The 12,306-nt window shown below is 66.2% G+C and carries 15 protein-coding genes; 3 read left to right on the top strand and 12 right to left on the bottom strand.

What is annotated here, in order from left to right; all coding sequences use genetic code 11:
• Positions 1 to 316: 316 nt before the first annotated feature.
• From E3O22_RS15800 to E3O22_RS03905, 5 genes are all read right to left on the bottom strand, one after another.
• The gene (locus E3O22_RS15800; protein ID WP_166784545.1) at positions 317 to 463 is read right to left on the bottom strand and encodes a hypothetical protein; all 147 of its coding nucleotides are present in this window, start codon (positions 461 to 463) and stop codon (positions 317 to 319) included.
• Positions 464 to 579: 116 nt separating this feature from the next.
• Positions 580 to 1,224, bottom strand: coding sequence for a hypothetical protein (locus tag E3O22_RS03920; protein ID WP_241976502.1), 645 nt, complete (start codon positions 1,222 to 1,224; stop codon positions 580 to 582).
• A gap of 277 nt (positions 1,225 to 1,501) precedes the next feature.
• Positions 1,502 to 2,215, bottom strand: a complete 714-nt coding sequence (locus E3O22_RS03915) for a GAF and ANTAR domain-containing protein (RefSeq protein WP_134393661.1) — start codon at positions 2,213 to 2,215, stop codon at positions 1,502 to 1,504.
• Positions 2,208 to 2,927, bottom strand: a complete 720-nt coding sequence (locus tag E3O22_RS03910; protein ID WP_134393662.1) for a GAF and ANTAR domain-containing protein — start codon at positions 2,925 to 2,927, stop codon at positions 2,208 to 2,210. Before E3O22_RS03910 ends, E3O22_RS03915 begins: the two co-directional genes overlap by 8 nt.
• 92 nt (positions 2,928 to 3,019) lie before the next feature.
• Positions 3,020 to 3,514 carry a MarR family winged helix-turn-helix transcriptional regulator gene (locus E3O22_RS03905; protein ID WP_134393663.1) on the bottom strand — a complete coding sequence of 165 codons (495 nt, stop codon included), beginning with the start codon at positions 3,512 to 3,514 and terminating at the stop codon, positions 3,020 to 3,022.
• A gap of 221 nt (positions 3,515 to 3,735) precedes the next feature.
• Between E3O22_RS03905 and E3O22_RS03900 the strand changes: the two genes are divergently transcribed.
• Together E3O22_RS03900 and E3O22_RS15795 are read left to right on the top strand one after the other, a co-directional pair.
• Positions 3,736 to 3,996 (top strand): hypothetical protein, encoded by a 261-nt coding sequence (locus E3O22_RS03900; protein ID WP_134393664.1) that lies wholly within the window; start codon positions 3,736 to 3,738, stop codon positions 3,994 to 3,996.
• A 24-nt stretch (positions 3,997 to 4,020) separates the two neighbouring features.
• Complete coding sequence (locus tag E3O22_RS15795) at positions 4,021 to 4,158, top strand: hypothetical protein (RefSeq protein WP_166784544.1); 138 nt, start codon at positions 4,021 to 4,023, stop codon at positions 4,156 to 4,158.
• 258 nt (positions 4,159 to 4,416) lie between these two features.
• On the opposite strand, the gene E3O22_RS03895 is transcribed toward E3O22_RS15795, so the two are convergent.
• Positions 4,417 to 4,947, bottom strand: a complete 531-nt coding sequence (locus E3O22_RS03895) for a pyridoxal 5'-phosphate synthase (protein WP_134393665.1) — start codon at positions 4,945 to 4,947, stop codon at positions 4,417 to 4,419.
• Positions 4,948 to 5,021: 74 nt separating this feature from the next.
• On the opposite strand from E3O22_RS03895, the gene E3O22_RS03890 reads away from it, so the two are divergent.
• Positions 5,022 to 5,915, top strand: coding sequence for an NAD-dependent epimerase/dehydratase family protein (locus E3O22_RS03890; protein ID WP_134393666.1), 894 nt, complete (start codon positions 5,022 to 5,024; stop codon positions 5,913 to 5,915).
• 132 nt (positions 5,916 to 6,047) lie between these two features.
• Here the strand turns inward: E3O22_RS03890 and rbsD are convergent, their stop codons facing one another.
• The 6 genes from rbsD to E3O22_RS03860 form a co-directional block, all read right to left on the bottom strand.
• Positions 6,048 to 6,431: a D-ribose pyranase gene (gene rbsD / locus E3O22_RS03885; RefSeq protein WP_134393667.1), complete on the bottom strand. Its 384-nt coding sequence runs from the start codon at positions 6,429 to 6,431 to the stop codon at positions 6,048 to 6,050.
• Positions 6,428 to 7,351, bottom strand: coding sequence for a ribokinase (locus tag E3O22_RS03880; RefSeq protein ID WP_134393668.1), 924 nt, complete (start codon positions 7,349 to 7,351; stop codon positions 6,428 to 6,430). The genes rbsD and E3O22_RS03880 overlap by 4 nt, the downstream gene beginning before the upstream one ends.
• A complete protein-coding gene (locus tag E3O22_RS03875) occupies positions 7,348 to 8,292 on the bottom strand; it encodes a substrate-binding domain-containing protein (RefSeq protein WP_134393669.1) in 945 nt (314 codons plus the stop codon). Before E3O22_RS03875 ends, E3O22_RS03880 begins: the two co-directional genes overlap by 4 nt.
• A gap of 71 nt (positions 8,293 to 8,363) precedes the next feature.
• Positions 8,364 to 9,335, bottom strand: a complete 972-nt coding sequence (locus tag E3O22_RS03870) for an ABC transporter permease (RefSeq protein WP_134393670.1) — start codon at positions 9,333 to 9,335, stop codon at positions 8,364 to 8,366.
• Positions 9,336 to 9,346: 11 nt separating this feature from the next.
• Positions 9,347 to 10,861: a sugar ABC transporter ATP-binding protein gene (locus E3O22_RS03865; protein WP_134393671.1), complete on the bottom strand. Its 1,515-nt coding sequence runs from the start codon at positions 10,859 to 10,861 to the stop codon at positions 9,347 to 9,349.
• A 1-nt stretch (position 10,862) separates the two neighbouring features.
• Positions 10,863 to 11,927, bottom strand: coding sequence for a LacI family DNA-binding transcriptional regulator (locus tag E3O22_RS03860; protein ID WP_134393672.1), 1,065 nt, complete (start codon positions 11,925 to 11,927; stop codon positions 10,863 to 10,865).
• Positions 11,928 to 12,306: the final 379 nt, after the last annotated feature.

The following is a 12,306-nucleotide window of genomic DNA, read 5'->3' as shown; positions in this document are numbered from 1 at the left end:
ATCTTTCGCAGTCGAAGCGCTCCCATTCAGCCCGACAGCGCCCATCAAGGCGCCCCCAGCCCACAGCGCCAACCCCACATCATGCAGGCTTCGAACAACGGTATTGCGTCCAGTCACGGAGTACTCCTCTTGGTTCGATTCGTCTTCCCGTACGGGTGCGTACAGGGATAGGTGCTATCTGTGACGGTTGCCGAGACCGATATCTCATGCTCCAGTGCCGACCACTGTGGACTGTCTCAGCTACTTCCCAGTTTTAGGCATCGTCAGCGGCGTCGGCCAGGTGCAGGGCCGGTGCTCGCGGCCCAGACGGATTTCTTCAGTATCCCGGGCGGGTTCTGCCGGCGTTCTTCGGCCTGCGGCGCGACGAGCGAACCTTCTGCATCGCGGCCTTCCCCTGCGGGCTGCGCAGGTACTTGGTGACCAGGGTCAGGATTACGGGGATGTACTTGAGCAGGCGCGCCATGGCGTTCTCATTTCTGTTCGAAAAAGTTTGGTACGAGAGTGCGGTAGCGGCTGGGCAGACCTGCGCCCGCCCAGCCGCCCCGTGCAGGTTGGCGGACGGGTGTTAGGTGCTCGGAGTCAGCGGCCGAGTGCTTCGCGGTCGACGCGGCGGTGGAACCGCATTCCGGCGAGTCCGCCGACGATTGCGCCGACGAGGCTGATCAGGACGATGACGATCGCGGTGACGATGCTGCCTGCCGTGAGGCCTTCCGGATTGAGCGGGATGCTGGGCAAGCTGTTCAGGTTCCCCAGAATGTTGAGTTCACCGCCGGCAATGACCCCGAGGATCCCGGCGACGGCAGCGATCACGATCGCCCAGACCCAGACCGCGATTCCCTGCTTGATTCCGTTGAAGCGGGCCATCCGACCGGCGACGTAGCCGCCGCAGAAATAGGACACGAGTACCACAACCGCGAGCACAATCGCTCCGACCAGTGCGATGGTGCCGGCGTTCTCGGCAGCAGTTCCGGCAGCTTGATCCGTGGAATCGGCCCCGCCCAAGCCGACTGCGGCTCCAACCGCAGCGAACAGGGCGGTGAGGATCACCGCGGTCCCGGTGGCGGTGAGCCAGCCGAAGAAGGCCGATCCCCACTTGATCCCGCCGAAGCGGGCCTCGTCGCGGCCGACAGCCTTGTCACGGCCGGCGACCTCGTGGCGGTTGGTCGCCCCATCGCCCGCGGATACCGCGGCGTCGGAGCCGTGGTCGTCGATGTTTCGCTTCATGTTTGAACCGGATGAGTCGTATGTTGCCATGTCGATATCTCCTCTACTGATACAGGTATGAAACTCAGAGAGTCAGGACGACTGCGCTCAACCGCGTCACAGGAGAATCGATGAAGCGGACGCGATCGGAGCGTGTCCCGCCGAGGCAGAATCTGTCCACAACGAGGATCTCTTAACATGTAGTCGTATTTCGGAGGGTGTTCGTCACAGAAATCAGACAGGCAATTTCGCGCTCCTGGCGGATTCAGTCGCTCCGAGAGGCGCGGGGGTCTCCCGGCTAGATGACAAGGGTCTGGTCGACCAGCCCCTGTGCAACCTGGGACAACAACAAGTGGTTACCGCGAGCGTGATTCCGCAGCAACGCGAATGCGTCCTCCATCGAGACTCCGCGGGAATGCGAGATCACGCCTTTGGCCTGCTCGATGAGGACTCGGGAGTTCAACGCAATCGTCAATTGCTCCCGCACCGAGTTGCTTTCTCGGAGCGTGCGTTCCTGCAGAATCCCGATCGTGGCCACAGCAGCCAACGCCTGGGCCGCGCGAACATCCTGTTGACGCAGGGCGCCGGGAACAGTGGACAACAGGTTGAGGGCGCCGATGGTCGTCTCACGCAGCCGCAACGGAATCGCATGGACCGCAGCGAAACCCTGCTCCCTGGCGCTGTCCCGAAACCGCCGCCACGCGGGCGGGCTGTCCTCCACGTCCGGCAGGGACACGACCGACCCGGTAATGAAACACTCGACACACGGGCCCGCCCGAGCGCTCAGTTGCATCACCTCGACAAGCCTGCTGGCTTCGCTGGTGGAAGCGACAACTTCGAGCTCTCCGTTTTCGTCGGCCAGGAGAATACCTGCCGCCGCAATATCGAAGAGCCCGGCGCAACTCTCCACCAGTGTCTGGAGGAGCTCCACCACGTCATAACCGGCAACCAGGGTGTCAGCGAGGGTCGCGAACGTTTCGATCAGGCGGTCTTCTCTCGTTTCATCAATCATGAGACCCTTCGATCTGGTTTTCATTCACCGCAAAAGTCAATTGCCGGTCGATGATCTCCTCCGCTATCTCCTGCACAGATCGGCCGACGGCGAAGGCATGGCCCTGGATGATCAGACGGGCATCCAGGGCAGAGATCCCCAGTTGGGCCAGCACCATGCCTGTGGCCTGATGCACCTCACGTCGGGAGAATTGTTTGCGCGTGCCAGTTTCACCCTGAATGTCGCTCTGGGACAGCCGGATGGCTCGAGCGAGAACGAGACGGCTGACGACGGTCGCGAGGGCTGCAGTGCGCTGGATATTCAGATCACTGAGATGACTGGGCCGACTCGTGTACAGGTCGATCGCCCCGATGCGCAACGGCCCCAGCGACAAAGGAAAAGCGAAAAGCGCGCCCAGATCATCGGCGATGATTGCCTCCGAGAACGCCGGCCAAACCCGGTTCGGCCGTTCGCGAATGTTCGGCTCGAAAACCGGCGCCCCGGTTTCTAGAGCATCCCAACACGGACCCTCACCCAGATCGAATTGCAGCTCGTCCAGCCGAAACGATTGGGCGTCGCTCGCCGAGATTGTCTCATCAGGGAGAAAGTCACCGAACGTCGAGATTGACACCCCATCCACTGGCAGTGCCCCGAGGAACGGTTCGAACAGGCGGGACTCGCTACCTGCCAAAGCGGACAATGCCTTTTCGGCAACTGCAAATTGATCACGCATGGCAATCCCTCCTGCGATTCTCTCTGCTGCTCCCTGTCAGACGTGGCCAAGTCATCTTCCGAACGTACTCCGCCACGTCCGGAGCAGGAGGCTCAAGAAGCCTTCACAACCGATATTTGAGTTCCAGCTAGTCCTTCTTCCAGGTCGTAGCCAAGCGCCGCAGCGATATTCAGCAGCTGCGCCTCGAGAAGTTCCTGTTCAGGACTCGACATTTTTCTCTGAGCTTCGGCGATCCGTGCACGAAAATCACCGTAGATGCTATCCATCAACGTCTCGCCCGTCGCAGTCAGCTCCAGGAACAGGCTCCGCCGGTCATCCGGGTTGGCAACTCGGCGTACGACATCCCGGGCGACCAACCGGTCAGAGATCGCGGTGACCGCACCCATCGAGAGATCTGTGGAACCGGCCAAAATCTTCGGTGTCACCCGGCCCGCTTCCGAAATTCGAAAAAGAACCCGTATCTCAGAACCCGTGAAGCCATCCTTAGCCGCCATCCCGGCACGCGTCTTGTCCAGCGCCCGAAGCAGAACGACCACCGCAGCAGCAACACCCTCGAGAACCTGGACGGAGCCATTTTCCTTGAACATGGTTTCCTCCCGACATCAACGAAAAGTACTCAACTGGAACTGCGGCACATTTCCGCCTCCACCCTATCGACGACGTGCATCATCTTCCAACATAAAATAGTTTGAAATCCAAACTGATCGCTATATATTACGTTCCGACGCCAATTCTTAGGGCATCGTCCGATCTCTGCTGAACCACCACGTGGCGCTTCAGGGTCCGCTGAGAGACAGGGTCTATTTCCATGAACGAGTACCGTCTGACCGTGAATGGCGACCGTTACGTTGTCGACACCGACGATGACCTGGCAGCATGGAAAACCTCCGTGGCCGACGCGGTACAGCGCGGTGGCGGATTCATCAATGTGATCAATTCCGCCGGGTTCTTGACTACGCTTCTGATCACCCCGAACTCGACCGTCACCCTGCAACGAGTCCGCTCCCAACGACCGGAACCGTGGACGCAGCTTCTCGCCGAGGAGGCCTTCACCTACGAGGACTTCTAGCTACCCGACCTGGTATCTCCTGCTGTGGACCTGCTGGTCGCGCGGCAACCTGTCCCCGGCAAGTCGAACGCGCTGATCTCAGCACGGACCCACGTGACCACGCCCTATCTGATCACGGTCGACGCGGACACGCTGCTGCATCGGAAGACCCGGCGCCAGTGATCTCCCGGCTTCGATCCGCCCCGGCAGACGCTGCGCCGTTCACGGAGGTGCCGGCGACCATCCCTCGGAATCGGCGCTTGTTCCAGAGCCGCCGGGTCTTCGGTCCTCTCGGCCTGGTAGTGCGGCGCATCGGTTCGGCTACCTGGCCTAGCTGCTCGGATACCCGGTGCCGTGCTCCTACGCGTCACTGGTCGGCGATATGCAGTTCCTTGCCTGGCCGCCCGCCGCTGGAAGTAGTCGCTCTCAGCCCCAGCGCGCTCAGCCCTCTGCGGGAATCAGGTAGCGGTGGCGCACGTGCCGGCGGCTGGGGTCGGCCTGCCAGAATTCGACCTCGACCGGGCGCAGGGCATACAGCTGCCAGGTGGGGTTCTCTGATCCGTCGGCGCCGGGCCGTTCGGACCAGTCGGCCGCCGAGGCATCCGTCGACAACTCGGTGACCGGGCCGACCACGCGCACCTGGCGGCCCAGCGCCGACCAGAAGAAATTCATCGCGGCCAACGGATGCTCCGTCAGCTCCCGGCCCTTGCGCGACGCCCGCGAGGTGGCGAAGTGCCAGCCCTCGGCGTCGAGATTCTTGAGGATGAGCATGCGCGACGACGGCATGCCCTCGGCGCCGACGGTCGCCAGGCTGAAGGCGTGCGGCTGGGAAACCCCGGCCGCGAGGGCCTCATCAAGCCAGGACCGGAACAGTACAGCCGGGTCGAGTGGAGCCGACGCCGGGTCGAAAATCGGTAGATCGACGGGGAAATCCGGCAGGGAACGCAGCATGCTGCGGAATGATTCGCTCACCCACCGAGCCTACTGCGCCGACTGTCAGCGTTCAGAGAGTGCCGCTAGCGTTGGAAGCAGACAAGAGGAGCGAGATGACGGTACTCATTGCAGGATGCGGGGACCTCGGCACGGAGGTGGGCCTGCGTTTCGCGGCGCTCGGGCACCGGGTGGTGGGGTTGCGCCGCAACGCGGCCGTTCTCCCCGCCAGTATTGAGGGCCAGTCCGTCGACCTCAGCGCGCACCAGCCGGTCGTGCCGGCCGACACCGAGATCGTGATCGTGGCGATCGCCGCGGGCGACCCCAGCCCCGCGGTCTACCGGGCGGCCTACGTCGACGGTCTGCAGAACCTCCTCGACGCGCTCGACGAGGCCGGCGTCACGCCCCGCCGCGTGCTGCTGGTGTCGTCGACCGCCGTCTACGACGTGTCCGACGAGAGCTGGGTCGACGAGCAGACGCCCGCCAACCCGAGGCCGGGCACCGACGCCATTCTGCTCGAGGCCGAACAGATGCTGCACGCCCGCATCCCCGCGGCCGTCGTCTTCCGCCTGTCGGGCATCTACGGCCCCGGCCGGGAGCGCCTGATCACCCAGGTGCGGAGCGGCCGCACCACCGCGTCGGCCTCGGCCCGCCACACGAACCGCATCCACCGGGATGATGCCGCGGCCGCGATCGTGCACCTGATGCTGCGGGAGGAAGCACCGGCGCCCCTCTATCTCGGCGTCGACAGCGCACCGGTGCGCGGCGGTGAGGTGCTGGCGTTCCTTGCCGAGGAGCTTGGACTGCCGGCCCCTATGCCCGAGGCACCCGGCGCTCCCGGCGCAACGACGGCCGCGCCCACTCGGCCCGTCCTGCGGGACAGCCAGCGCGGAGGCGACAAACGCCTTCGCAACCAACTGCTGCTGGGCACGGGTTTCACGTTCAGCTATCCGACCTACCGCGAGGGCTACCGGGCCGTGCTGGCCGGCCGGGGCATCCGTCACCCGTAGCTTGACCGGGTTCAGTGTGAACCAATTCGACGGAGATTTTCGTTTAGAACGGCCTTTTCGTGGGCTCACGGCCGATCTGACCAAAATCTCCGTCGAATTCGTTCAGGAACGAGGCGCCGCGGAACGAGGCGTCTAGAACGAGACGCCGCAGACCAGCGCCGCGTTCGCGAACGGCGTCGCCTCCCCCGAACGGATGAAGAGCTTCGCCGAGGCCGACAGGTCCTTCAACTCGGCGTGGCTGATGTATTCGATCGCGTCGAACCGGTCGGCCAGCCAGGCCCCGGCAGGGGCGGTTTTCGCCTCCTCCGCGACCACGCAGCGCTGGAACACCATCTCCTCGAGCAGGGCATCGAGCACCTGCTCGAAGCGCGGCACACCATGCACGAGCGCCAGGTCGATCACGGGAACGCCGGCCGGGATCGGCATGCCGCAGTCCGCGAGGAGAACGACATCCGTGTGCCCGAGGCGGGCCAGGGCGCCGGAGAGGTCGGCGTTCAGGATGCCGCGGCGCTTCATGCGCGCACCAGCGGCAGCTCGTCGGCCAGGGACGGATACGACGTCTGCGTGCCGCGCGACTGCACCGCGAAGGCACCCACGCGCACGGCCCGCCGCACGGACTCGGACAGGCTCGACCCGGCCGCGAGCTGCGCGCTGAGGGCGCCGACGAATGCGTCGCCGGCGCCCGAGCTGTCCACGGCAACGACCCGTGGCGACGCCAGACTGTGGGTGCCGTCCCGGTCGGCGCAGATCGCGCCCTTCGCACCGCGGGTGAGCACGACCGAGGGAACGCCCCAGTCGAGGAGCCGGGCGACGAGCTCGGCGTCCTCGGTGGGGATGACCATTTTCGGGGCGAGCTGCGCGAGCACGAGGGCAGCCTCGTGCTCGTTGACGACCAGCGGGTCGGCCCGACGGATGCTCGCGGCATCCAGTTCGATCACGGGCGCCAGGTTCAGCACCACCCGGCCGGTGGCCAGCCGCATTGCCGCCATGATGCCCGCCGCGGGGATCTCACCCTGGAGCACCACCACGGCGGCCTCCGCGATGACGGTCGCGCTGGCTTCGACGGCCTCCGCGCCCAGCAGTGCGTTGGCGCCGGGGATGATCACGATGGTGTTTTCGCCGTCGGCGGCAACGGTGACGAGTGCCAGGCCGGTCGGGCCGTCCACCGCGCGCACATTCGACAGGTCCACTCCGGAGCGGGTCAGGATCGCGGTGGCGACCTCGGCCTGCGGGTCCCGGCCCACGAGGCCGACCATGCGCACCGTGGCGCCCAGTTGGGCTGCCGCGACGGCCTGGTTGGCGCCTTTCCCTCCGGGGAGGAACTCCATCGACGTTCCGATGAGGGTCTCACCGGGCAGCGGGTGGCGTTCGATGGTGATCAGCTGGTCGACGTTGATCGACCCGACGACGACGACCGTGCTGGTGGAGTTGCTCACTTGGTGAAGTCGCCGACATTCGTCTTCGTGACGGAGACGACCTCGACCGGGACGGTCTTCTCGATCGTGTCGCCGGCGATGGCCTTGATGGCGAGTTCAACGGCGAGCTTGCCGAGTTCGGCCGGCTGCTGCGCGATGGTGGCGACCAGGGTGCCGGCCTCGATGGCGGCGAGTCCGTCGGCTGTGCCGTCGAAGCCGACGACCGCGACCTCGGTGCCGGCACGCGAGCCGAGCGCCTGGATGGCGCCGAGGGCCATTTCGTCGTTCTCGGCGAAGAGGCCGGTCACACCGGGGTTGGCCTGCAGCAGGTTCGTGGTCACGTCGAGCGCGGCGGCGCGGTCGAAGTTGGCGGTCTGCTTGGCGACCACGGTGATGTTCGGGTAGGCCTTGATGCCCTCTTCGAAGCCCTGGCCACGGTCGCGGCTGGCCGAGGTGCCGGAGACACCCTGCAGGTGGATGACGCTGCCCTTTTCGCCCATGGCCTTGGCGAGGGCGTCGGCGGCCTGACGGCCTCCGGCCACGTTGTCGCTCGCGACGAGCGAGTTCAGGTCGGCGCCGTTGACGGTGCGGTCGACCCCGATGACGGGGATGTCGGCGCTGAGCAGCTCGTTCACGGAGGAGGAGGAAGCGTCGGAGTCGACCGGGTTCACGATGACGGCCTTGGTGCCGCCCGAGGCGGCGGTGGCGAGCTGGTTGGCCTGCGTGGCCGAGTCGTTCTGCGCGTCGACGATGTTCAGCTGCACGCCGGCTTCGTCGGCGGCAGCTTGGGCGCCGTCGCGCAGTTCCACGAAGAACGGGTTGTTCAGGGTGGAGAGGGCCATCACGATCTTCGTGCCGGACGCCTCGTCCCCGCCGCCGCGGCCGCAGGCCGTGGTGCCCACCAGGATCAGGGCGGCGGTGGCGGTCAGTGCCGCGATTTTGCGAAATGAGGAGGACTTCATTGTGTATTCCTTTGGGGTGTTGATGGATGGGGTGAGAGGTGACGGGTAACGGATGCCGGGCGTCGGCCAGGTCAGCTGCTACGGGTCTTGCGGCGTAGCACGTCCACGCCCACGGCGAGGGCGATCACGAGGCCGATCACGACTTGCTGCCAGAACGACGTCACGTTGAGCAGGTTCAGGCCGTTGCGGATGACGACGAGCACGAGGGCGCCGACGAAGGTGCCCGAGATTTTGCCGAGGCCGCCGGCGAGCGAGGCGCCGCCGATCACGACGGCCGCGATGGCGTCGAGTTCGTAGCCGGCCGCGGCCTGCGGCTGCGCGGAGTCGAGGCGCCCGGCGAGCAACAGCCCGGCGAGGGCGGCGAAAAGTCCGGCCAGGGCGAAGACGGTGACGAGGATGCGCTTGACCGGCAGTCCCGACAGCCGGGCGGCTTCGGCGTTGCCACCGACCGCGTACATCGAGCGGCCGATCACGGTGCGGTTGAGCAGGAAGGAGGCGGCCAGGGCGGCCAGCACCAAGATGATGATGGGCATCGGGACCGGACCCAGGTTGCCGCCGAGGAAGGAGACCTCGGCCGGCATCTTGATCGGGCGGCCGTCGGAGATGACCAGGGTCAGCCCGCGGGCCACGCTGAGCATGGCGAGCGTGGCAATGAAGGAGGGCAGTTTGCCGTAGGCGTTGGCCAGACCGTTGATGGTGCCGGCCAGGGCCCCGATGAAGAGGCCACCGAGGAGGGCGATCCAGCCGGGGAGGCCGGCGCTGGCGAACATCCAGCCCGACGACATGGCCGACAGGGCCGCCACGGCACCCACCGAGAGGTCGATCCCGCCGGCCACGATGACGAAGGTCATCCCGAAGGCCAGCACGGCCACCGTGGATACCTGGATGCCGATGTTGAGCAGGTTCTGCGCGGTCAGGAAGTCGGGAGTAGCGATGAACAGGGCGAGGCAGAGAACGACGAGGCCGACGAGGGCGCCGTTGTTGGCGAGGAATTTCTTGTAGTCGAAGCTGCGGTGCTTCGCCGGCACGGTTGTGGTGGACATGGCGTGGTTCCCTATCTCTGTTCGTGATTCTCGTCGACATCGCGGGCGGCGAGTGTCATGACTGCGTCTTGGGCGGCCTCGGCGGCGCTGAGCTCGCCGGCGATCCGGCCGTCGCGCATCACGAGGATGCGGTCGCTCATGCCGAGGATCTCCGGCAGCTCGCTGGAGACCATCAGAATCGCTCCCCCGGCCGCCGTGATCGCGTTCATCAGTTCGTAGATCTCGACCTTGGCCCCCACATCGACGCCGCGGGTGGGCTCGTCGAGCAGCAGCACCGTGGAGGCGGCGATGATCCAGCGGCCGAACACGGCCTTCTGCTGGTTGCCTCCGGAGAGTGCGCCGATCGGCTGGTCGATGGTGTGCATTCGGATGCGAAGTTTCTTCGCCACGTCGCCGGCCCGGCGGCGCTGGCCGGCGAAGTCGACCAGGCCGAGCTTCGCGGTGGCGGCGAGCGTGGCGTAGCCGAGGTTGTCGTTGACGGATGCGTCGAGCACCAGCCCCTGCCCCTTGCGGTCTTCGGGCACGTGCCCGATGCCCGCGGCGATTGCCGCCGGGATACTGCCGTTCGGCAGCTGCCGGCCGCGCACGGCGACCGTGCCGGAGGTGTACCGGTCGGCGCCGGCGATCGCCCGGATCAGTTCGGTGCGTCCGGCGCCGACCAGGCCGGCGATGCCGAGCACCTCGCCGGCCTTCACGGTGAAGCTGATATCGCTGAACGAGCCGGTCGAGGTGAGGTTCTCGACCGTCAGGATCTCGGGTGCCTGGCTGACGTCGCCGGTCACCCGCGGGAACTGGTCTTCGATGTTGCGGCCGACCATCAGCTTCACGAGGTCGTCTTCGGGGGTGGAGGCCGGCACCTCGGCGATGAACTCGCCGTCGCGCAGCACGGTGACGGTATCGCCGACCTCGGCGATCTCGTCGAGGTGGTGGCTGATGAACAGCATGCCCACCCCACGGCGGCGCAGGTCGGTCATCACGGCGAACAGGCTCTCGGTCTCGTGGCGGGTCAGCGCCGCGGTGGGCTCGTCCAGGATCAGGATGCGGGCGTTGATGCTCAGCGCCTTGGCGATCTCGACCAGCTGCTGCCGGGCGATGCCGAGGTCGCCGACCAGGGTGTCCACGTCGACGTCGAGGCCGATCAGGGCGAGGGCGGCACGCGCCCGATTGCGCAGGGCGCTGCGGTCGACCAGGCCGTGCTTGGTGGGCATCCGCCCCAGCATCACGTTCTCGGCGATGCTCATGGTGGGAACGAGGTTCAGTTCCTGGTGGATCGTGGCGATGCCGAGTTCCTCGGCCGCGCGGGTGGTGGGCAGGGTGACTGTCTGCCCGTCCACCACGATGTGACCGGCGTCCGGCTGGTACACCCCCGCCATCATCTTGATCAGGGTGGACTTGCCGGCGCCGTTCTCGCCCAGCAGTACCTGCACCTTGCCGGCGTAGACGCTGACGGTGACGTCTTTGATGACCGTCACCGGTCCGAAGGTCTTGCCCACGTTCTGCAGGGTGACCAGTGGTTGTTGACTCATGTCAGTTCTTCCTCGGGCTCGGCCCGGATGCGGGTGAAACGGCTGCGGGTGAATCGGGCATGCCTGAGATGGGCGCCGAGGACGACGCCCGGATGATCAGTTCGCTGGGCAGCACCACCGATCCGGGGGTGCCTCCGCCAATGACCTCGAGCAGCATCTTCACGGCGATCCGGCCCATGTCCTCGACACTGTGTGAGATGACGCTGAGCGCCGGGTCGAGCAGGGCGAACCACTCGATGTCGTCGAACGCGATCAGGGCCACGTCCCGGCCGATGCGCAGCCCGCGCTTGTGAAGAATGGCGATCGCGCCCACGGCCATCGGGCTGTCGGCGGCGAGCAGGGCGGTGGGCGGCTGGCGCAGTTCGAGCAGCGCGTGCACGCCGGCCGAGCCACTGGCGGCCTGGAAGTCGCCGAAGTAGACCAGCTCGGGGTCCTGGCTGAGGCCGAACTCGGCCACCGCCCGGGTGAAGGCGGCGAACCGGTCCCGGCCTGTCGAGGTGGCCTGTGGGCCCGAGATGTAGCCGATGCGGGTGTGGCCGGCCGCGGCCAGGTGTGCCACAGCCTGGCGGATGCCGGTTTCGCTGTCCGTGGTCACGCTCGGCACATCGAGGCCCTCCACGGTGCGGTCCACGAAGACGGTCGGGATCTTGCGTTCGATCAGCGAACGGATGCTGCCGCTGCCGTCCCCGAGCGGTGCCACGACGATGCCGTCCACTCGCCTGGAGATCAGGGTGTCCAGGTACCGGTCCTGCTGTTCTTTGCGCTCGTTCGCGTTGCCGAGCAGCGTGACGTAGCCGGCAGCCAGGGCGGCCTGTTCGACCGTGTGGGCGAGGTCGGCGAAGAAGGGGTTGCGCACATCCGACACCAGCAGGCCGATGGACTCGGTGTGGGTGCTGCGCAGGGCCCGCGCCTGGGCGTTGGGCCGGTAGTCGAGCTGGGCGGCCGCCGCCGCTACGCCGGCGCGGGCCTCGGGCGACGTGGCCGGACTGCCGGAGAGAACCCGGGAGGCCGTGGCCACGGACACGCCGGCCAGGGCGGCGACATCCTTGATCGTGATGGCAACCATGTTCACCTCTTCGTGTTCGTGCGGGTACCGATGTAGTCGTGGAATCGTTTCCATGGAAACGATTCCATACTAGGTCCCTGCGTGGGCCGCTGTCAACGAGCCCGGAGAAACAGTGCAGCGAAGTAGCATGCCCGGTACGGCGCGGAGGAGACCATGGAGATTCAGCGAGATACCTACAGAGACGGCACCCTTCTGGGTCTGCTAGAACTCGGACGGATCCATCCAAAAGTCACAGACCTGCCGGTAGCGGACCTGTCGGCGGGGCGACCCGCGTCAGTCCTGGGCCTGGGCCTGTCTGCGCCTCGAAGTCGCGGCCCCGTCGGCGGTCAAGCCCGTCGAGAACCGGCGAGTCAGTCATCAGGGTTCCCGTGCCACACCG

The sequence above is a fragment of the Cryobacterium sp. TMT2-18-2 genome (assembly GCF_004402245.1).
GTDB lineage: Bacteria > Actinomycetota > Actinomycetes > Actinomycetales > Microbacteriaceae > Cryobacterium > Cryobacterium sandaracinum.
This window is presented reverse-complemented; position numbering and strand designations above follow the sequence as displayed.

Coding starts and splice junctions, on each gene's coding strand:
- E3O22_RS03870 (WP_134393670.1), bottom strand. CDS start 9,335: ATGTCCACCACAACCGTGCCGGCGAAGCACCGCAGCTTCGACTACAAG.
- E3O22_RS03920 (WP_241976502.1), bottom strand. CDS start 1,224: ATGAAGCGAAACATCGACGACCACGGCTCCGACGCCGCGGTATCCGCG.
- E3O22_RS03860 (WP_134393672.1), bottom strand. CDS start 11,927: ATGGTTGCCATCACGATCAAGGATGTCGCCGCCCTGGCCGGCGTGTCC.
- rbsD (WP_134393667.1), bottom strand. CDS start 6,431: ATGAAGCGCCGCGGCATCCTGAACGCCGACCTCTCCGGCGCCCTGGCC.
- E3O22_RS03910 (WP_134393662.1), bottom strand. CDS start 2,927: ATGCGTGATCAATTTGCAGTTGCCGAAAAGGCATTGTCCGCTTTGGCA.
- E3O22_RS03890 (WP_134393666.1), top strand. CDS start 5,022: ATGACGGTACTCATTGCAGGATGCGGGGACCTCGGCACGGAGGTGGGC.
- E3O22_RS03875 (WP_134393669.1), bottom strand. CDS start 8,292: ATGAAGTCCTCCTCATTTCGCAAAATCGCGGCACTGACCGCCACCGCC.
- E3O22_RS03905 (WP_134393663.1), bottom strand. CDS start 3,514: ATGTTCAAGGAAAATGGCTCCGTCCAGGTTCTCGAGGGTGTTGCTGCT.
- E3O22_RS03865 (WP_134393671.1), bottom strand. CDS start 10,861: ATGAGTCAACAACCACTGGTCACCCTGCAGAACGTGGGCAAGACCTTC.
- E3O22_RS15800 (WP_166784545.1), bottom strand. CDS start 463: ATGGCGCGCCTGCTCAAGTACATCCCCGTAATCCTGACCCTGGTCACC.
- E3O22_RS03900 (WP_134393664.1), top strand. CDS start 3,736: ATGAACGAGTACCGTCTGACCGTGAATGGCGACCGTTACGTTGTCGAC.
- E3O22_RS03915 (WP_134393661.1), bottom strand. CDS start 2,215: ATGATTGATGAAACGAGAGAAGACCGCCTGATCGAAACGTTCGCGACC.